The sequence below is a fragment of the Bacillus sp. FSL R5-0576 genome, from assembly GCF_038004765.1.
GTDB classification, from domain to species: domain Bacteria; phylum Bacillota; class Bacilli; order Bacillales; family Bacillaceae; genus Bacillus; species Bacillus subtilis.
Window position 1 is genome coordinate 2,267,440 of the sequence record NZ_JBBORU010000001.1, and the last position, 17,016, is coordinate 2,284,455.

At 42.4% G+C, this 17,016-nt stretch carries 23 protein-coding genes and 1 riboswitch; of the genes, 8 read left to right on the forward strand and 15 right to left on the reverse strand.

Going from position 1 to position 17,016, the window contains the following annotated elements:
• The first annotated feature begins 85 nt into the window (after nt 1-85).
• Together NX903_RS11540 and NX903_RS11545 are read left to right on the forward strand one after the other, a co-directional pair.
• Nucleotides 86-1,042: a DUF1385 domain-containing protein gene (locus NX903_RS11540; protein WP_086344073.1), complete on the forward strand. Its 957-nt coding sequence runs from the start codon at nt 86-88 to the stop codon at nt 1,040-1,042.
• A gap of 39 nt (nt 1,043-1,081) precedes the next feature.
• Nucleotides 1,082-1,477 carry an SA1362 family protein gene (locus NX903_RS11545; RefSeq protein WP_003226367.1) on the forward strand — a complete coding sequence of 132 codons (396 nt, stop codon included), beginning with the start codon at nt 1,082-1,084 and terminating at the stop codon, nt 1,475-1,477.
• Here NX903_RS11545 and NX903_RS11550 read toward each other — a convergent pair.
• The 3 genes from NX903_RS11550 to lipM all read right to left on the reverse strand — a co-directional run bounded on the left by NX903_RS11550 (nt 1,474) and on the right by lipM (nt 3,839).
• Complete coding sequence (locus NX903_RS11550; protein WP_086344074.1) at nt 1,474-2,349, reverse strand: patatin-like phospholipase family protein; 876 nt, start codon at nt 2,347-2,349, stop codon at nt 1,474-1,476. The two genes, NX903_RS11545 and NX903_RS11550, sit on opposite strands and share 4 nt — an antisense overlap.
• Nucleotides 2,350-2,474: 125 nt before the next feature.
• On the reverse strand, nt 2,475-2,903 hold the full coding sequence (gene mntR, locus NX903_RS11555) for a transcriptional regulator MntR (RefSeq protein WP_003236923.1): 429 nt from the start codon (nt 2,901-2,903) through the stop codon (nt 2,475-2,477).
• A gap of 99 nt (nt 2,904-3,002) precedes the next feature.
• Nucleotides 3,003-3,839 (reverse strand): octanoyltransferase LipM, encoded by an 837-nt coding sequence (gene lipM / locus NX903_RS11560; protein WP_014664579.1) that lies wholly within the window; start codon nt 3,837-3,839, stop codon nt 3,003-3,005.
• Between the two features lie 190 nt (nt 3,840-4,029).
• On the opposite strand from lipM, the gene NX903_RS11565 reads away from it, so the two are divergent.
• Nucleotides 4,030-4,410 carry a rhodanese-like domain-containing protein gene (locus tag NX903_RS11565; protein ID WP_004398485.1) on the forward strand — a complete coding sequence of 127 codons (381 nt, stop codon included), beginning with the start codon at nt 4,030-4,032 and terminating at the stop codon, nt 4,408-4,410.
• Nucleotides 4,411-4,444: 34 nt separating this feature from the next.
• Here NX903_RS11565 and gcvPB read toward each other — a convergent pair whose 3' ends face one another.
• The 3 genes from gcvPB to gcvT are packed head-to-tail and all read right to left on the reverse strand — an operon-like array spanning nt 4,445 to nt 8,368.
• Nucleotides 4,445-5,911 (reverse strand): aminomethyl-transferring glycine dehydrogenase subunit GcvPB, encoded by a 1,467-nt coding sequence (gene gcvPB, locus NX903_RS11570; RefSeq protein WP_086344075.1) that lies wholly within the window; start codon nt 5,909-5,911, stop codon nt 4,445-4,447.
• A complete protein-coding gene (gcvPA, locus tag NX903_RS11575) occupies nt 5,904-7,250 on the reverse strand; it encodes an aminomethyl-transferring glycine dehydrogenase subunit GcvPA (RefSeq protein WP_086344076.1) in 1,347 nt (448 codons plus the stop codon). Before gcvPA ends, gcvPB begins: the two co-directional genes overlap by 8 nt.
• Nucleotides 7,251-7,279: 29 nt before the next feature.
• A complete protein-coding gene (gene gcvT, locus NX903_RS11580; RefSeq protein WP_086344077.1) occupies nt 7,280-8,368 on the reverse strand; it encodes a glycine cleavage system aminomethyltransferase GcvT in 1,089 nt (362 codons plus the stop codon).
• A gap of 171 nt (nt 8,369-8,539) precedes the next feature.
• A riboswitch (glycine riboswitch) is annotated at nt 8,540-8,641 on the reverse strand.
• 168 nt (nt 8,642-8,809) lie between these two features.
• On the opposite strand from gcvT, the gene NX903_RS11585 reads away from it, so the two are divergent.
• From NX903_RS11585 to sinR, 4 genes are all read left to right on the forward strand, one after another.
• Nucleotides 8,810-10,483 carry a DEAD/DEAH box helicase gene (locus NX903_RS11585; protein ID WP_004398544.1) on the forward strand — a complete coding sequence of 558 codons (1,674 nt, stop codon included), beginning with the start codon at nt 8,810-8,812 and terminating at the stop codon, nt 10,481-10,483.
• A 20-nt stretch (nt 10,484-10,503) separates the two neighbouring features.
• Nucleotides 10,504-11,298 carry a YqhG family protein gene (locus NX903_RS11590; protein WP_086344078.1) on the forward strand — a complete coding sequence of 265 codons (795 nt, stop codon included), beginning with the start codon at nt 10,504-10,506 and terminating at the stop codon, nt 11,296-11,298.
• A gap of 182 nt (nt 11,299-11,480) precedes the next feature.
• Nucleotides 11,481-11,654 carry an anti-repressor SinI gene (sinI, locus tag NX903_RS11595; RefSeq protein ID WP_003230187.1) on the forward strand — a complete coding sequence of 58 codons (174 nt, stop codon included), beginning with the start codon at nt 11,481-11,483 and terminating at the stop codon, nt 11,652-11,654.
• A gap of 33 nt (nt 11,655-11,687) precedes the next feature.
• Nucleotides 11,688-12,023, forward strand: a complete 336-nt coding sequence (sinR, locus tag NX903_RS11600; protein WP_003226345.1) for a transcriptional regulator SinR — start codon at nt 11,688-11,690, stop codon at nt 12,021-12,023.
• A 92-nt stretch (nt 12,024-12,115) separates the two neighbouring features.
• Here the strand turns inward: sinR and tasA are convergent, their stop codons facing one another.
• The 3 genes from tasA to tapA form a co-directional block, all read right to left on the reverse strand.
• Nucleotides 12,116-12,901 (reverse strand): biofilm matrix protein TasA, encoded by a 786-nt coding sequence (gene tasA, locus NX903_RS11605; RefSeq protein ID WP_003230183.1) that lies wholly within the window; start codon nt 12,899-12,901, stop codon nt 12,116-12,118.
• Nucleotides 12,902-12,964: 63 nt separating this feature from the next.
• Entirely contained in the window at nt 12,965-13,537 is a 573-nt protein-coding gene (gene sipW / locus NX903_RS11610) for a signal peptidase I SipW (RefSeq protein WP_086344613.1), read from the reverse strand.
• Nucleotides 13,521-14,282: an amyloid fiber anchoring/assembly protein TapA gene (tapA, locus tag NX903_RS11615; protein ID WP_086344079.1), complete on the reverse strand. Its 762-nt coding sequence runs from the start codon at nt 14,280-14,282 to the stop codon at nt 13,521-13,523. The genes sipW and tapA overlap by 17 nt, the downstream gene beginning before the upstream one ends.
• A 272-nt stretch (nt 14,283-14,554) precedes the next feature.
• Here tapA and NX903_RS11620 point away from each other — a divergent pair, with 272 nt between their 5' ends.
• The gene (locus NX903_RS11620) at nt 14,555-14,881 is read left to right on the forward strand and encodes a YqzG/YhdC family protein (protein ID WP_086344614.1); all 327 of its coding nucleotides are present in this window, start codon (nt 14,555-14,557) and stop codon (nt 14,879-14,881) included.
• Nucleotides 14,882-14,922: 41 nt separating this feature from the next.
• On the opposite strand, the gene NX903_RS11625 is transcribed toward NX903_RS11620, so the two are convergent.
• The 6 genes from NX903_RS11625 to comGC form a co-directional block, all read right to left on the reverse strand.
• Nucleotides 14,923-15,102, reverse strand: coding sequence for a YqzE family protein (locus tag NX903_RS11625; protein ID WP_003230176.1), 180 nt, complete (start codon nt 15,100-15,102; stop codon nt 14,923-14,925).
• 70 nt (nt 15,103-15,172) lie between these two features.
• Nucleotides 15,173-15,547 carry a ComG operon protein ComGG gene (comGG, locus tag NX903_RS11630; protein WP_086344080.1) on the reverse strand — a complete coding sequence of 125 codons (375 nt, stop codon included), beginning with the start codon at nt 15,545-15,547 and terminating at the stop codon, nt 15,173-15,175.
• A complete protein-coding gene (gene comGF, locus NX903_RS11635) occupies nt 15,548-15,931 on the reverse strand; it encodes a ComG operon protein ComGF (protein WP_024573389.1) in 384 nt (127 codons plus the stop codon).
• A gap of 25 nt (nt 15,932-15,956) precedes the next feature.
• A complete protein-coding gene (gene comGE, locus NX903_RS11640) occupies nt 15,957-16,304 on the reverse strand; it encodes a ComG operon protein 5 (RefSeq protein WP_086344081.1) in 348 nt (115 codons plus the stop codon).
• Nucleotides 16,288-16,719 carry a comG operon protein ComGD gene (gene comGD, locus NX903_RS11645; protein WP_086344082.1) on the reverse strand — a complete coding sequence of 144 codons (432 nt, stop codon included), beginning with the start codon at nt 16,717-16,719 and terminating at the stop codon, nt 16,288-16,290. The genes comGE and comGD overlap by 17 nt, the downstream gene beginning before the upstream one ends.
• Nucleotides 16,709-17,005: a comG operon protein ComGC gene (gene comGC / locus NX903_RS11650; RefSeq protein WP_014477332.1), complete on the reverse strand. Its 297-nt coding sequence runs from the start codon at nt 17,003-17,005 to the stop codon at nt 16,709-16,711. The genes comGD and comGC overlap by 11 nt, the downstream gene beginning before the upstream one ends.
• Between the last annotated feature and the right edge of the window lie 11 nt (nt 17,006-17,016).

Here is a 17,016-nt window from a genome sequence, read left to right on the forward strand (position 1 = left end):
CAATCTAGAGGTTTAGCGCTGTTTCCTGTACAATAGAGTGAAAGGAAATGGTTAGCAATCCTAAAGAAATAGGCAGGTTGATAATATGTCAAAACATAAAGTTCCGCCCGCTTACGGCGGGCAGGCTGTTGTGGAAGGCGTTATGTTTGGCGGAAAGCATCATTACGTTACAGCCATCAAAAGAACGGATGGAAGCATTGACTTTTTTAAGCTTCCACGCAAACACAACCCGAAACTGAACATCGTGAAAAAGATCCCGTTTTTACGGGGGATCGCGGCCATTATCGAAGCGAGTGCAAACGGCACAAAGCATCTGAATTTTTCAAGCGAACGTTACGGGCTCGATCCATCTGAAGACGAGACACTTGAGCAGGAAGAAAAAAAATCCTCCGGGCTGTCTATGTATCTCAGCCTCGCAGTTATAGGCGTCCTATCATTTTTGTTCAGTAAATTCGTATTTACATTGGTTCCAGTTTTCTTAGCTGAACTGACAAGGCCGATTTTTTCCTCGGACACGGCGCAAATCGCGGTTGAAAGCCTGTTTAAGTTGATTTTGCTGCTCGGTTACATCTATTTTTTGTCCATGACACCGCTTATTAAAAGAGTGTTTCAATATCATGGAGCCGAACATAAAGTCATAAACTGTTATGAACAGAATTTGCCAATTACTGTGGAGAACGTCCAAAACCAATCTCGGCTTCATTACCGCTGCGGATCAAGCTTTATTTTATTTACGATTATTGTCGGCATGTTTGTTTATTTACTCGTTCCGACAGATCCGCTTTGGCTGCGTGTTATAGATCGTGTCGCACTGATACCGGTCGTGCTTGGTATATCCTTTGAAGTTCTGCAGCTGACAAACAAAGTGCGTGACATTCCCGGTCTGAAAATACTTGGGTACCCGGGTCTTTGGCTTCAGCTGTTAACCACAAAGGAACCTAAGGATGACCAGGTTGAAGTTGCCATCGAAAGCTTTAACGAACTTCTCAGACTCGAAGAATTGTCTGAGCAAAATCAGAAGCCTTCTCACAACGTCATCTAAAATCCGTTGCCCTGCTATTACTTTCGGAGGTGGACAGTTATGAATCATCGTGTACAACCTATTATTGCTGTATTAATTGCGCTGGGAGCGTTCGGTTTCCTCTATGTGCTGGTAACCAATCCCGGAGAAATGGCAAAAATGGCGGTAACCGTCATCGTGGCAGGTATCATTATTTATTTTATTGTGAAATATGTAATGAATCGAAATGCGGGCAGCGAAGGAGCAGCCTTCAAAAAAGCGGCGAAACAATCGCGGCGCCGGATGAAAGAACAAAAAGCAAAACACCGCGCCGGACATAAGGGACGTGTCAGCCACCTGCGAAGCGTTCCGAGCGCCAGCAAGCCTAAGCCGATGATTCTCAAGAAAAAAAGCCAGACTCAGCTGACTGTTATAGAAGGGAAAAAAAATAAAAAGAAAAACAGGGCGCTTTTTTAATAGGTCCACTGCTTTAAAAACAGCTCTGTCCGTCTTTTACCTAGCTCAATCAGGGCTAGTTTTTTTTGTTTTGTTAAATGAAAATCAGTTGCCATTACGCCATCAACCGGGAGAAAAATGATATTTTGTTCATAGCGTGATGCAATGTGCCTTGCGTCATGGGCATCCTTCATCGTTTCAAACAGGGCGCCGAACAGTTCAAAAGCGTTGCGGATATTTTTTTTCGGACGCTCTCTTTCACGCGGCGCAAGCGTCACACCGATCACAGGGCGCTTTCTTTCCTTTGAAAACAGCCAGATGGGGAAATTGCTTAACACACCTCCGTCGACAACCGTGGCGGTGCCTGTGTCCGTTTTTAATTTTATCGGTTCAAAAAAATACGGAATGCTGCAGCTCATTCTGACCGCTCTGGCAACCGGGAACATATCGGGATTTAACCCGTAACGGGCCAAATCGTCCGGCAAAACAATCATGGTGCCGTTTGTCAGATCAGAAGCAATAAGGCGCAGAGACCCTTTCTTCAAATCGCCGAAAACCCTTATGCCTTTCGCTCTTAACAGATCAGCAATCCATTTTTCTATCGTATCGCCTTTGTATAAGCCAAGACGCCAGTAGATGGACACCCACTGGAGCATCTTTAAGGGGAGAAATGAGTACCTCTGATCCAGCAATTTCTCTCCGTCCACTTCTTCAATTAAAGCGTGGATTTCCTTACTGGTGTAACCTGACGCAATGAAAGCGGCAATAATGGCGCCGGCGCTTGTACCCGCAACCCTTTTAAAGCGGAAGCCTTTTTCCTCAAGCACTTCATAAGCGCCTGCGAGCGCAATGCCTTTTACTCCTCCGCCGGAAAACACACCGTCAATATACATCTCATTCCCTCCCCCTCCATCCGATCGTTTATTACCATTTTAAGAAAACACGCGAAGAAATAGACCAATGAATGACGGGCGGCGTCAGCGTATCAAAAAAGACGGCCTCCTTCGAGACCGCCTTTTTACTGATTATGATGTTCTGTTTTCTTTTGGATTGATTTCAGATCTTTTTTACGGGCATCATCTTCTTCAAAATATTGAACAAGATCCCCGATGCGATCAATGCTGTTCCAGCTTAAATGATGTTCGATTCCTTCGACATCGTTATATATTTTCTCTTCATCAACACCAATGATTCTTAAAAACTGCTCAAGCAATTCATGTCTGTATACCAGCCGTTTGCCTATTTTTTTCCCTTTAGACGTTAACACGAGACCGCGATATTTTTCATAAATTAAATATTCGTCTTTATCTAGTTTTTGAACCATTTTTGTTACAGAGGAGGGATGGACTGCCAATGCTTCCGCGATATCGGAAACTCGTGCATATCCTTTTTCTTCAATCAGCATATAAATCTGTTCAATATAATCTTCCATACTTGGTGTTGTCATCGAAACCCTCCCAAAAAGCACCTTAACTTTATAAACCATTACAAGTTTACACTAATGAACTTGAAAAAACAAGGATGCTCCGCGGGTCAAAAGCCCTGTTTACCGCTTATAATTCCATTCATCTGAAGCGTACTTTGTTTCAGCCAAGTGATGAACAAAATCAAGCTCTTCCTGAGAAAGTTCATATGGCTCCAAATGAATGTTAAGACCTGTTTCAAATCCTTCTTTAAAGGCTTTACGAGCCTCATCCATCGTCACCCGCTTTTCAGTGAGTTCATTAATGGCAACCGCTTTATTTTTGAAATTGCGCTGCATCCGTTCTCTTACTCTTTCACTCGGATATAAGAACAGATCGAACAGCTTATCCTCATCCAAATCAAGCAGAATGGAGCCATGCTGAAGAATCACGCCTTTTTGTCTCGTTTGCGCGCTTCCCGCCACCTTGCGCCCCTCAACCACTAGCTCATACCATGAAGGCGCGTCAAAACAAACAGATGACCGCGGATTTTTTAAGCTTTCTTTTTCTTTTTCAGTTCTCGGGATGGCAAAGTAAGCGTCCAGACCGAGATTTCTAAAGCCTTGAAGTATGCCTTCTGAAATAACCCGGTAAGCCTCAGTAACAGTTGCCGGCATCTCGGGGTGCTCTTCCGAAACAATTACGCTGTATGTCAGTTCCTGATCGTGCAGCACACCTCTCCCGCCGGTCGGGCGTCTGACGAATCCGAGATTATATTTATGTACTGCTTCAAAATTGATTTCCTTTTTAATATTTTGAAAATACCCTACAGAAAGTGTCGCCGGATTCCAGCCGTAAAAACGGATAACCGGGGGGATTTTCTTTTCGCTGTGCCAATATAAAAGCGCTTCATCAAGCGCCATATTGAATGCAGGACTTGCATTGCCTGAGTCTATAAACCGCCAAGTTTCTTTTTGCATTTTAAGACCTTCCTTACCGTTTTAATAGAATCAGTTTATCAAACTGTCGGGAAAATGAAAAATATTTTAGTTCCATTATAGATGACAATCACGCTGTGCTTTACTATAATAGTATTTGTCGAAAACGGCTCTATGACCTTGTTTTATGAAGCAGGGTTTTGATTTTATATGCTAAAGGAGTAGAATCACATTGTCTAATATGATCGTTTTGATTATTTTTGCTGCATTTATCATCTATATGATTGCTTCATATGTCTATCAGCAGCGAATTATGAAAACACTTACCGAAGAAGAATTCCGCGCGGGTTACCGCAAAGCGCAGCTTATTGATGTTCGTGAGCCAAATGAGTTTGAGGGCGGACATATTTTAGGCGCCCGCAACATCCCGCTTTCCCAGCTGAAACAGAGAAAAAATGAGATCCGTACGGACAAGCCTGTTTACCTGTACTGCCAAAACAGTGTCCGCAGCGGACGCGCGGCACAAACCCTGCGCAAAAACGGCTGCACTGAGATTTACAACCTAAAAGGCGGCTTTAAAAAATGGGGCGGAAAGATTAAAGCGAAGAAATAAAGCAAACAGCTGTCTGGTAGACAGCTGTTTTTATTTATCTTTCTTCCGCCTCGTATCTGAGCACCGGGTGTCTCGCCGCTTTTGTTTCATCCATTCTTTTTACAATCGTTGTATGCGGGGCCTCCTGAACAAGCTCCGGATTCTCCTCCGCTTCTTTTGCGATTTGAATCATAGCATCAACAAACGCGTCCAGTGTTTCCTTTGATTCGGTCTCTGTCGGCTCGATCATGATGCATTCTTCAACATTAAGCGGGAAATAAATCGTCGGCGGATGATAGCCGAAATCAAGGAGCCGCTTTGCAATATCAAGCGTACGCACACCCAGCTTTTTCTGCCGCTTCCCTGATAATACAAATTCATGCTTGCAATGGCGGTCAAACGGAAGATCGTAATAAGGCGCGAGCTTTCTCATCATATAGTTGGCGTTTAACACTGCGTTCTCAGTAACAGCCTTTAATCCGTCAGGCCCCATGGAGCGAATATACGTATACGCTCTTACATTAATGCCAAAGTTGCCGTAATACGGCTTCACACGGCCGATCGCATGAGGGCGGTCATAATCAAACGTAAAGCGCCCTTCTTTTTTGACTAAAACTGGCTTTGGCAAATAAGGAATCAGATCTTGTTTTACGCCGACAGGGCCTGAGCCCGGGCCTCCGCCGCCATGAGGGCCTGTGAATGTTTTATGCAGGTTGAGGTGCACCACGTCAAATCCCATATCACCAGGTCTCGCCTTGCTTAAAACGGCATTTAAATTAGCGCCGTCATAATACAGTTTCCCCCCCGCTTGGTGTACAATTTCCGCCATCTCTGTAATCTGCTCCTCAAACAAGCCGAGCGTGTTCGGATTCGTCAGCATAAGAGCTGCAGTTTCTTCATTCACTGCTCTTTTTAAATCCTCTAAATCAACAAGCCCTTTTTCATTCGATTTCACCGTAACTGTTTCAAAGCCTGCTACTGTCGCTGATGCAGGATTCGTCCCATGCGCGGAATCAGGGACAATGACCTTCGTCCGCTTGAAATCCCCGCGAGCTTCATGATAGGCACGGATCATCATCAGCCCCGTCCATTCGCCGTGCGCTCCGGCAGCAGGCTGAAGCGTAACCTCATCCATTCCCGTTATTTCTTCAAGGTGCTTGCTTAAATCATATAAAAGCTCTAATGCGCCTTGCACCGTGTCTTCATCCTGAAGAGGATGAATCGCAGCAAAACCAGATATACGTGCGATTTTTTCATTGATTTTCGGATTGTATTTCATCGTGCAAGAACCGAGAGGATAAAAACCGGAATCCACCCCGTGATTGCGTTTGGACAGCGCTGTATAATGGCGCATGATGTCTAGCTCTGAAACCTCCGGCAGCGCTGCGTCTTCGTCACGAATATAGGTGTCTGACAAGAGGTCCCCCAATTCGATTTCCGGTACATCGAGCTCCGGCAGACTATAGCCGATTCGGCCTTCTCTTGAAAGTTCAAAAATAAGTGCCTGGTCCTGATTACTCATGGCGATCCCCCAATTCCTGAATGAGTGCGTCAATTTCTTCTTTTGTTCTCAGCTCCGTTACAGCAATCAGCATATGGCAGTCCAGCTCCGGATACGTCAACCCAAGATCATATCCGCCAATCATGCCTTTTGCCAGCAAACGCTTGTTCACAGCTCTCACCGGCTCATCCAGTTTGATGACAAATTCATTAAACATCGGCCCGTCAAACATAACGGTAAGGCCTGCTTTTTTTGCTTCTTGCTTTGCATAGTTGGCTTTTAAGAGGTTTTGGCGGGCTATATCTTTTACGCCGTTTTTTCCGAGAGCAGTCATGGCCACTGATGCTGCCAGCGCATTTAAAGCTTGGTTCGAGCATATATTTGATGTTGCTTTATCCCGGCGGATATGCTGCTCCCTGGCTTGCAGGGTAAGCACAAAGCCTCTTTTTCCGTTTTCGTCTTCCGTTTGTCCGACGAGACGGCCCGGCACCTTTCTCATTAATTTTTTAGTAACGGCAAAAAAGCCGCAATGCGGGCCGCCGTATGCTGAAGGAATGCCGAAAGGCTGCGCATCACCGACGACGATATCAGACTGAAACTTGCCCGGCGGAGTGAGAAGACCTAGCGCCAGCGGGTTGGCTGAAACAATAAACATGGATTTCCCTTGATGAGCGATAGGCTCAATATCCTTTAGCGGCTCGATCCGGCCGAAAAAATTCGGGTACTGAACGATCACTGCGGCTGTGTTCTCGCAAACGGTTTGGCGCAATGCATCAAGATCCGTAACGCCATCCGCAGCGGGTACTTCAACAACATCAATATACTGACCTTTTGCGTACGTTTTCAGCACCTCTCGCGATTCAGGATGCACGGTTTTTGACACAACAATTTTTTTCTTTTTCGTGTGGCCTGAAGCAAGCATTGCTGCTTCTGCCAAGGCTGTTCCGCCGTCATACATCGAGGAGTTGGCGATATCCATGCCTGTCAGTTCACAGATCATCGTTTGGAATTCAAAAATAGCCTGGAGCTCTCCTTGTGAAATCTCTGGCTGATAAGGCGTATATGCGGTATAAAACTCAGAGCGCGAAATGACATGATCCACAATGACAGGCTGATAGTGGTCATATACACCCGCTCCTAAGAAAGAAGCGTATTGTACGGTATCACGATTTTTAGAGGCCAGCTTTGTCAGTTCTCTAATTAATTCTGTTTCTGATTTCGCTTTTTTGATTTGATACTCTTTTTTATATTTGACGTTTTCCGGTATATCAGCAAATAAATCATCGATGCTGCTTACGCCGATAGTAGCAAGCATCTCCTGTTTATCCTTTTCTGTTGCGGGCAAATAACGGTGCTTCATGTGTTGTCTCCTCTCTCCAAGAAAAAATATTAGCGTTTATAAAATGGTGTTTTGACAACCTTTGCTTTCACTAATTTTTTGCGAATCTCTACATCTACAACAGTCCCGATCTCACTCGTTTCCGAATCAATTAAGGCAAGGCCGACGTTTTTCCCTAATGTCGGTGACTGCGTGCCGGTTGTCACCTTTCCGACAAACCTGCCATTTTGAAAAACCTCATATCCGTGCCGCGGTATCCCTTTTTCAATCATTTCGAGACCGACAAGTTTGCGCTTCGCTCCGTTTTCTTTTTGTTCACTCAATACTGACTTACCGAAAAAGTCAGACTCCTTTTTGTGCTTTACAGCAAAGCCTATACCTGCTTCAATCGGTGTAATATCCCGGGTCAGCTCCTGACCGTAGAGCGGGAGCTTCGCTTCAAACCGGAGTGTATCACGTGCACCGAGACCGCATGGAATCAATCCGTATGCATCCCCTGCATCGATGATTTTTTCCCAAATATGCATAGCATCATCACTGCGGCAGTAAATTTCATACCCGTCTTCTCCCGTATAGCCAGTGCGTGAAATAAGTGCTTTGCGGCCGCTGATATCGGCTTCATCAATAAACGCAAACGGCTTTAATGCAGACACATCTGCATCTGTCAGATTTTTTAAGATCGCTTCTGCTTTCGGTCCCTGTACAGCCAAGAGCGCGATTTGATCTGACTGATTGTCAATCTGCACATCACCTGCTGCATGTTCTTTCATCCAAGCCAAGTCTTTATCTATATTAGAAGCATTAATGACAAGCAGATAGCGGTTCTCTCCTTTTTGATAGATAAGCAAATCATCGACGGTTCCGCCATCCGGGTAACACATCGCTGTATATTGAGCACGGCCTGGCGTTAACGCGGAAACATCATTTGTCATCAATCTTTGCAAAAAAGACAGACTGTCGTTCCCTGACACTTCGACTTCTCCCATATGAGATACATCAAACAAACCGGCTGCAGTTCGGACAGCCTCGTGTTCTTTTTTTATAGAAGAAAATTGAACAGGAAGCTCCCAGCCTCCGAAATCAATCGTTTTTCCTCCATATTCCTTATACAGGTCAAATAACGGCGTTCTTTTCAGCATCTAATTCCTCCCCTTTATCAACGGCGCAGCTAAAAAATATACAAAAAAGGACAGAGAAACACCTCATGTAAAATGAAGGTTCTCTGTCCTGGCACCTGAAAGTTTACTTTGCATACGCAAAGACGTCCCCTTTGGTGGTTTGCGCATCCGCACAAACACTCTCCAGAGTTGCGTCGAGCAAGAGTTCTTTTGCCTGAGAGATTCACTCCGCAGTTTGCTCCTTCGGCGCCTGTATCCCGAGGTTTTCGGTCAGGTCTCTCCCCTTGCTGTCATTCGCTCATATTTTCATGCTGTTATGGACATACTATAGCAATATCTTACATCAAATACATACTCATATCCTACCATCATCACTATATGCTGGGCAACAGCAATTTGGGCAGATTTTTCTTATATTATTCATCTTAAGAATCGAAGAATAAGAAAGGCGGTTTCAAAGCAATGAATACAGAAATGATCTACGATGCAAAATGGCCTGAAGAATTTGCTGAAAGACTGAAAAACGATGGCCCTTGGGCAAACTGGGAACTGTACAAGCTCTCTGCAGAAATCCAGAAAACATTAGCAATTCCAGAGTTTGAAGGCTTACGGGCTCCTTTATATCTGCCTTCCTTTACGCCGCTCCCCCACCAGCTCGAAGTGGCGCAAAAAGTGGTTGAAAAAATGAACGGGAAAGCGATTTTAGCAGATGAGGTTGGTCTCGGAAAAACGGTTGAAGCTGGACTGATTCTAAAAGAATATATGATACGCGGGTTAGCAAAAAAAATTTTGATCCTTGTGCCCGCTTCCCTTGTGTCACAATGGGTCAAAGAGCTTCAGGAAAAATTTTTGATTCCGGCTGTTGAACAAAAGAAAAGCTATGTGTGGGAGCAATGCGATATTGTCGTCTCATCAATAGACACCGCGAAGCGCTCGCCCCATCGAGAAATCGTTCTGTCTATCCCATATGATCTTGTCATTATTGATGAGGCACACAAACTGAAAAATAGCAAAACGAAGAACTATGAATTTGTCCGGAATCTCGTAAAAAAATATTGCCTGCTTCTTACCGCGACGCCAATCCAGAACCGTATCGAAGAGATTTTCAATTTGGTGTCCTTATTAAAACCCGGCCATTTAGGCAGTCAGAATCACTTTCAGGAGGAGTTCGCCAAGAAGAAATCCAGTTTAGAAGCGCATGAACATTTAAAAGATCTTGTGAATAAAGTCATGATCCGTAACAGGCGGCATGATACAGGGCTGAATTGGAAACAGCGCCATGTTGAAACAGTGCCGATTCAATTTTCTCCATCAGAGCAGGCGCTTTATGATGAAATTTCTCGCTTGAAGGACAGTATCAATAAACCAGCCAGCATGTTCTCGATTATGACCTTGCAAAGAGAATGCTGTTCGAGCAGAGAAGCGGTATATATGACGCTGAAAAAGATGCTTGATCAAAAAGAGAAACAAGCACCTGCCATTGATGAGGATACGATTTCAGTTTTAATAGATCGCATCAATCAAGTGACACAAAACTCTAAAGCGCTTCAAGTTGTTGACTTGATCAAAAAGATCGACGATAAGGTCATCATTTTTACAGAATACCGTGCAACCCAGATTTATCTTCAGTGGTTTCTTCAGCAAAACGGCATCAGTTCTGTGCCGTTTAGAGGCGGATTTAAACGTGGAAAAAAAGACTGGATGAAGGATCTTTTCCGCGGAAAAATCCAAGTCCTTATTGCAACTGAAGCAGGCGGTGAGGGAATTAACCTGCAATTTTGCAATCACATGATCAACTATGACCTGCCATGGAACCCGATGCGGCTTGAGCAAAGAATCGGAAGAATTCACAGACTCGGGCAGGAGCGTGACGTGCATATTTATAACATGGCGACAAAACATACGGTGGAAGAGCATATTCTAAAGCTTTTATATGAAAAAATTCATTTGTTTGAAAAAGTGGTCGGTGAACTTGATGATATTTTAACGAAAATTCAAGTGAACAATTTTGAAGAGCACCTTCATGACATTTTGTATCACTCAGCAACAGAAGAAGAAATGAAAATAAAAATGGATAACTTAACCTCATTTTTGTCTTATAAAAAACAGCTGCCTGCTGAAAAAAGAGGATCTTAGCCTGTAAGGAGGTTTTATTAGTGAGACAGCAAGAGGTTCACGATTTTCTGCTGCGTTTTTTTCAAGCAAACAGCTGCCAAATCGTCGATCAAGGCTTAGGCTATATGACAGTGCAGCTTACAGTTGAAATGGACAAACAAATCATGAACCGCCCTTTCTACTGGCATTGGCGCGAGAAGACAGGCGGTGATCCGAATCCAATGAAAATCACTTTTATTACAGATAAAAAAAATGCGCCAAAAGACCTAGATGGTGAATTTATATATTTTGGGGCCCCGCGTCTTTTTCAAATATTTAAAGCTGTTAAACAAAATGGGAGATTTACCAGAATGTATGAGAAAATTGAATCAGCCGGAGCTAAAGTCCCACTTCAGCCTTGGCTTGGTATAAATGTCACGATTTCATACCAGTCCGACATGAAAAAGGATAAGTTATTGTCACTAGGTCTTCACCTAGTCTCTGGAACGATAATTGAAGATTTTCAAAGCAAGCTGACCCAGTTTTCACTGACGTCTCAAATATGTGACTATTGCTTCACCATTTCACCTATGATCAAACCAGAAAGCGGACTTAAGCGTATGGAAAACTATATTTCCAAATCCGCTATGCAGGAGCCGTCCGACTGGGCGGAACAGGCGGTTAACAGGTGGAAGAATGATATGACATTGCTTGATAAGTTTTACGAGCATATAGAAGAAAAACCAGAAGAATACCATCTAGAAAAACAGGCGCTGAAAACCTTGTATCAACCAAAGATATCAGTTGAAATTGAAAATGGCGGATTGTTTTATCTGCAAAATAATATTTCAAGCTAACTTTTTTACCATTCGACATCATTCTCGTTTTTTTTGAGAAAATACGATTATAATAAAGGTATATTGGAAAAAAATTCTGGCGATTTAATGGCAAATGACTTCCAGAGACTAATGAAGCATACAATAAGTCATGGCCGGACTGGCTGAAATACATAAACAAGTATTTTAGGAGGAGAAACTGCATGAAGAATGCAAAACAAGAGCACTTTGAATTGGATCAAGAATGGGTTGAATTAATGGTGGAAGCCAAAGAGGCAAATATCAGCCCGGAAGAAATACGAAAATATTTACTTTTAAACAAAAAGTCTGCTCATCCTGGTCCGGCAGCCAGAAGTCATACCGTAAATCCTTTCTGAATGTGCTATAATATCACAAGGAAGGTGATGACATTGATTGGCCAGCGTATTAAACAATACCGTAAAGAAAAAGGCTACTCACTATCAGAACTAGCTGAAAAAGCTGGGGTAGCGAAGTCTTATTTAAGCTCAATAGAACGAAATCTACAAACGAACCCCTCCATTCAATTTCTCGAAAAAGTCTCCGCTGTTCTGGACGTCTCGGTTCATACTTTGCTCGATGAGAAACATGAAACCGAATACGATGGTCAATTAGATAGTGAATGGGAGAAATTGGTTCGCGATGCGATGACATCCGGGGTATCGAAAAAACAATTTCGTGAATTTTTAGATTATCAAAAATGGAGAAAATCTCAAAAAGAGGAGTAGTGCCTGAGCAGAGGCACTAACTCCTCTTTTGTCAATAAACATCGAGACGGCCCAGTATATGAATACTGGGCCGTCTCTTTTTATTGCTGTTATTAATTTTTATCCTCGCTGTGCGCTTTTTCATTTTCTTTCACATAACCGTCTTTATCAGTATGGTCCTTTTTGATTGTCAAGCCGTTCCACTGTGTAGCTTCGAACGAGAATTGAAGCTTAATGGAGTTGCCTTGATATTTATTTTGAACCATAAGCCCGTTTTCATCTTTTGTTTTATCATCTTTGAATTGGATTTCCATTTGAACCTGATCGAAGTCAGTTGGTGTTTTTGGAACACCATCATATTCAGGAGCGGTTTTACCGTCAATTGTTGCTACATTGACTTTACCGCTTGCATTTAAGAATTTAGGGTCAATTTGTTTTTTGATTTTTTCAGTAGCCGCTGCATCATTTTTAGCAGACATCAAATACAAGTCTTTAAGGTTCGCATCATCTAAAATAATGTTTTTCGGGTAACCATTGCCGCCCTCTTTTCCAACTGTCAACAATGTCACTTCAAACTGGCTGAGGAAATCTTCTGGAGATGTATTGCTGCCGCCGTTTGCTTTAAAATCTCCATAATTAAGCGCCATTAGAACTTCTTTGATCGCAAGTGATCCGTTATTTTCAAATTGGAAATCCTTTGTCAACTTATCTCCCGGCTTTAGATTTGATAAGTTCACACTCGCTGAATTCTCTTTAGCAGATAAATCAAGCGTACCTGATGCAAAAGTAGCATCCTTTGATTTAATGTCGTTAAATGCTGCCCATGTTCCTCCTCCAACTAAAGCTAATCCTAGTGCTGCAGAAGCAACTCCTAAACTCAATTTCTTTTTCATACCCATGGTAAACTCCCCTTTTATTGAATGATTTTATATCGAAACCTGTTGCCAGGTTTACAACTGAAGTTAAGTAGACATGGTGCTGTCCTTTGTATCTGTTTCCAAGGCTTTTGTCTTTCTTTCAATTTCTCTAATGGCGCTGCTGATCGTCACAAAAGCGTAAACTAACAGCATCACGCCGGGAACAATCAATAATACAGCCGTTCCAATTGGCTGGCTGGCAAAATGAAGCATATAGCCGGCATATGGAAGCTGAAAACCTGTGTATTGCGCGCGAACATTTTCGTCCGATACAGGCGCTGAATCAGCTGCTGCATTATTATCACCTTTTGTTTTAAATAACAAATGGTCTTCTTGCTTTGTTATGTCAACAATTCTGTGGGTGACCGCCGTATTTGCATCCTGCATAAATGTAATAACGTCACCTTTTTGGAGCTCTTTCACATCAGTGATTTCTTTGACCAATATTAAGGAACCTGTATTGAACTCCGGCTCCATCGAACCTGACAGAACTGATTTCAGCGTATACCCAAACACTGCCGGCTCTCCCCCGGATGAACGTGTTGAAATCACGACAAGTGTCAGCACAATAATAAGAGTAAAGATGATCACGTATAAAATATTACTGATCAGCTTCATTGCTTTTTTCATCCTCTTCCCCGCTTTCCTTCTGGTCTGATTGAGTTTCTTTTTCTTTGGTTACAGCTTCTTGAGATGTTTCTTCTTTCATTGTTTTTTCCTGTATATCTTTTTGTGTTGTTTCATTCTCCTTTTTGACGTCCGGCTTTGTTTCTTTTTTAGGGACTGTCGGTTTTTCATCGCATTTTGCAAGCCTCATAGGCTCCGACCACTCAAATGTACTGCCGTTTGCCGGGTAGCCTGCCGGTTTATATACTTTAAATGCATAAATGCCAGGTTTCATTTTTTTCTTCGTCTCAATTTTATAAAGTGAATCGCCAATTTGATTGGAGACAAATCCTTTTTCGATCACGTTCCCATCCTTTAACGGTTTGCGGGCATTTTCAAGCTTATGAAGCTCCCACTTCCACTTTGATTTCTTAAGTTTCTCACCTGTATTTTCGAGCACAGCAAATAAGGCGAAAGGTGAGCATACAGTGCCTTTCGTATCCGTTTGATCTGATATGTGCAAATCACTTTGATCCCAGCGTTTATCATAATGGCAGTTTTTATCTGTATGCTGAAAGTCTTTACACGTTTGAAGTGAGACATCAAATGTTTCAATATCATGAAAAGCAGCGCTTGTATCATCGGAAAATTGTAAGCATAGTGCGGCAGTCAGACTGAAAATGACTGAAAGCTGAAAGATAAGCAGAACTTTCAGTTTCGTCTTCGCCTTTTGCTGATTGTGAAACAATCGAAACATATCTTACCCTCCTGTAAAACACTGTAACTTGATATGACAATCGTTCTCTTTAAAGAACTTTACAAATAGAGTATAATCAACGATTTATAGATTTAAAAACACCGAAATCGCTCATTTCGTTCGTTTAAAAGAATGTTTTCATCATATTACAAAGTCTTGCTCAGTATTGCTCATTTTTTCAATTTTTTTGAAATTTTTGGGATTGTTATGTGAGAATTTAAATGCATATCCCATTATTATTTGGTAATAATAAACAAAGAAAGGGTGACAGCATGATGATCAAACAATGTGTGTTTTGTCTATCTCTTCTCGTCTTTGGCACCACAGCCGCTCACGCAGAAGAAACACCGCTTATAACCGCCCGCCACATGTCCAAATGGGAAGAGATTGCTGTAAAAGAAGCAAAAAAAAGGTACCCGCTCGCACAGGTACTGTTCAAACAAAAAGTATGGGACCGTAAAAGAAAAGATGAAGCAGTGAAGCAATACCATTTAACTCTGAGGGAAGGGTCAAAAGAATTCGGCGTTTTTGTGACGATTTCATTTGATCCTTATAGCCAAAAGGTCAATAAAATTGCCATATTAGAAGAATATCAATAAGGTCCTCCATTTTTTGAAGGACCTTACTCGTTTATTTGCGGTTATTTTTTCCGTTTCAGCCAAAGTCGGAAGCCATAGGGTAAAATACCGAACCACTGCTGGGAAACAGGCGTTTTTGTTTCTTTCCGCACCTCTTTTCGTTCTTTTCGCTCATCTCTCGGAGTATCTATATATTTGACAAATTGCTGCGTCATATATTTAACATAATCATTCGTTTTCACGTGATCACCTCATCATTCAATTATTATGAGTGTTGTCTCACATGACTTTTTTTATACCCTTTACACTGTTTTATTCTGTCCATCTCAGCAGTTTTTTCTGTTTTTGATCAAACACGATCTGTGCAGTTCTTTCTGTTCCCGACTCCGTTGACACTCTTAAGTTGATTTCTTTTTGCTCTTTTATCGATGTATCATGAATGTAATAAGAAACCCGTCCATATGGAAATTGCTGCGTACCCTCCTGGCCTTTCCGTTCCTCTAGAACATGCCGAATCGAAAGAAGCACCCCATTTTGAAGCAAATTCTCTCCTATGTATAACTCTTTTGTTTCCTTCTCAAACATGCAGCGTGAAATATATTGAGAAGCAGCAAAGTTCACGATTAACAGCACAAGCGCTGACACAAAAAGAACAGCTGGATAAATAAACCCTCTTGTACGGTACATTTACCCCCCTCCTAAATACGAATAGACTGGAAAAGCAGTTTGATACACTTTTTGGTCCTCACTCTCAATTTTCAGCAAAACAACACCATTTTTAATATCAGCTTTCATGGCAGTAATATGATCTAAAATCGGAACATGCCCTTTGCCATCCACTCTTTTTCTTATCATTGAATGATAAATTTCGAAACGGATGTCCTGCCCGGAAAGATTGGTGCAGATTAACACGCTCCCATGCTCGGCTGTCTTAACTGCCTGTGACTCCTTGCATTCATTCATCATCTGTTCTATCGAAATCATCCATTCTTGCTGTGTGAAACCGTCATGTTCCTGCTGTCGAGACAAAAACAGATGGAAAATCGCAGCTAACGATCCTGATATGAGCAAAAAGACTGAGAGCGAAAATAATACGTTAAGAAGCGTGTAGCCATTCTGTCTGCAGGATGCTGAGGCAAAATGATTTTTCCTTATAAGCTGCGGCTTTGATACATACGTTTTGATATTCGCCCTCCTCCTCCCACTTCATTGCATAGATATGATTGTTCTTTGTAAACGTTTTTGACGCGGCTCCTTCACCACTCATGACATATTTGCTAATGCTCTCATTCATCATCTGATAGCCGATTTCTCGTGATTCCGCCATTTTTTCATCAGCTATCAGCTTGTCCCACAAGGGGACGACTGTCAGCAGCACAAACAGCCACAGGCTTAGCGCAGACATTGTTTCTATTGTAGAAAAACCTTTATTTTCTCTCCACATTGACTCTCCCGCTCCCTAGATAAACTGTTATGTCATAAACGGCATGCCCTTTTACTCGTATTTTTCCGCCTGCATTCGGGTGCCCTTTCTCATTAAATTCCAAACGGTCTTTTAATGTCAGCAGTTCTATAGAAAATCCCGTTGCATACGGACGTTCAATGACCGTATCACCAATGACTAATTGATATTCTTTTTTATGAAAGAGAATTTTTGTTCTTTGTTGACGGGAAATAGCAGTCTGCTGTGTGAGCATAATATCACTTTTCAGCTGCCTTGCTGCCTGTCGGACAGCTGTATTGTCATAAGCAGGAGGAAGTGTAGTGAAGACGGCCACCAGGAGGATAGAGGCAAGGCTTAACACAAGCAAACTTTCTAAAAGGGTAAACCCCTCCTCCTCGTTTAATTTAATGTTCAACCTTAACTTCTCCGCCGGTGATGATAATGTGCTTCCCATTTGGACAGACAGCATCCTTTTTCACATAGCCCTCTGACTGTAAATCGGCAAGGCTCGGAGTTTGTCCCTCATGATCAAGCTCAAATGCAGTCATTTGTGCCTTAACCATGTTTTGTAAGCCTTCACAGCCTTTTTTTTGAATGGTTTGATTATGTTTTGTGACGTTCGGTATCGTAATTAAAAGCAAAATCGAAATAATAAAGAGCACGATTAACATTTCAACAAGTGTAAATCCTTTCTCATTCATCAGCCTCTTCC

Excerpts from the sequence above, each read along its gene's own strand:
- NX903_RS11540 (WP_086344073.1), top strand. The coding sequence starts at position 86 with ATGTCAAAACATAAAGTTCCGCCCGCTTACGGCGGGCAGGCTGTTGTG.
- NX903_RS11545 (WP_003226367.1), top strand. The coding sequence starts at position 1,082 with ATGAATCATCGTGTACAACCTATTATTGCTGTATTAATTGCGCTGGGA.
- NX903_RS11550 (WP_086344074.1), bottom strand. The coding sequence starts at position 2,349 with ATGTATATTGACGGTGTGTTTTCCGGCGGAGGAGTAAAAGGCATTGCG.
- mntR (WP_003236923.1), bottom strand. The coding sequence starts at position 2,903 with ATGACAACACCAAGTATGGAAGATTATATTGAACAGATTTATATGCTG.
- lipM (WP_014664579.1), bottom strand. The coding sequence starts at position 3,839 with ATGCAAAAAGAAACTTGGCGGTTTATAGACTCAGGCAATGCAAGTCCT.
- gcvPB (WP_086344075.1), bottom strand. The coding sequence starts at position 5,911 with ATGAGTAATCAGGACCAGGCACTTATTTTTGAACTTTCAAGAGAAGGC.
- gcvPA (WP_086344076.1), bottom strand. The coding sequence starts at position 7,250 with ATGAAGCACCGTTATTTGCCCGCAACAGAAAAGGATAAACAGGAGATG.
- gcvT (WP_086344077.1), bottom strand. The coding sequence starts at position 8,368 with ATGCTGAAAAGAACGCCGTTATTTGACCTGTATAAGGAATATGGAGGA.
- NX903_RS11585 (WP_004398544.1), top strand. The coding sequence starts at position 8,810 with ATGAATACAGAAATGATCTACGATGCAAAATGGCCTGAAGAATTTGCT.
- sinI (WP_003230187.1), top strand. The coding sequence starts at position 11,481 with ATGAAGAATGCAAAACAAGAGCACTTTGAATTGGATCAAGAATGGGTT.
- tasA (WP_003230183.1), bottom strand. The coding sequence starts at position 12,901 with ATGGGTATGAAAAAGAAATTGAGTTTAGGAGTTGCTTCTGCAGCACTA.
- sipW (WP_086344613.1), bottom strand. The coding sequence starts at position 13,537 with ATGAAGCTGATCAGTAATATTTTATACGTGATCATCTTTACTCTTATT.
- tapA (WP_086344079.1), bottom strand. The coding sequence starts at position 14,282 with ATGTTTCGATTGTTTCACAATCAGCAAAAGGCGAAGACGAAACTGAAA.
- NX903_RS11620 (WP_086344614.1), top strand. The coding sequence starts at position 14,555 with ATGATGATCAAACAATGTGTGTTTTGTCTATCTCTTCTCGTCTTTGGC.
- comGG (WP_086344080.1), bottom strand. The coding sequence starts at position 15,547 with ATGTACCGTACAAGAGGGTTTATTTATCCAGCTGTTCTTTTTGTGTCA.
- comGE (WP_086344081.1), bottom strand. The coding sequence starts at position 16,304 with ATGTGGAGAGAAAATAAAGGTTTTTCTACAATAGAAACAATGTCTGCG.
- comGC (WP_014477332.1), bottom strand. The coding sequence starts at position 17,005 with ATGAATGAGAAAGGATTTACACTTGTTGAAATGTTAATCGTGCTCTTT.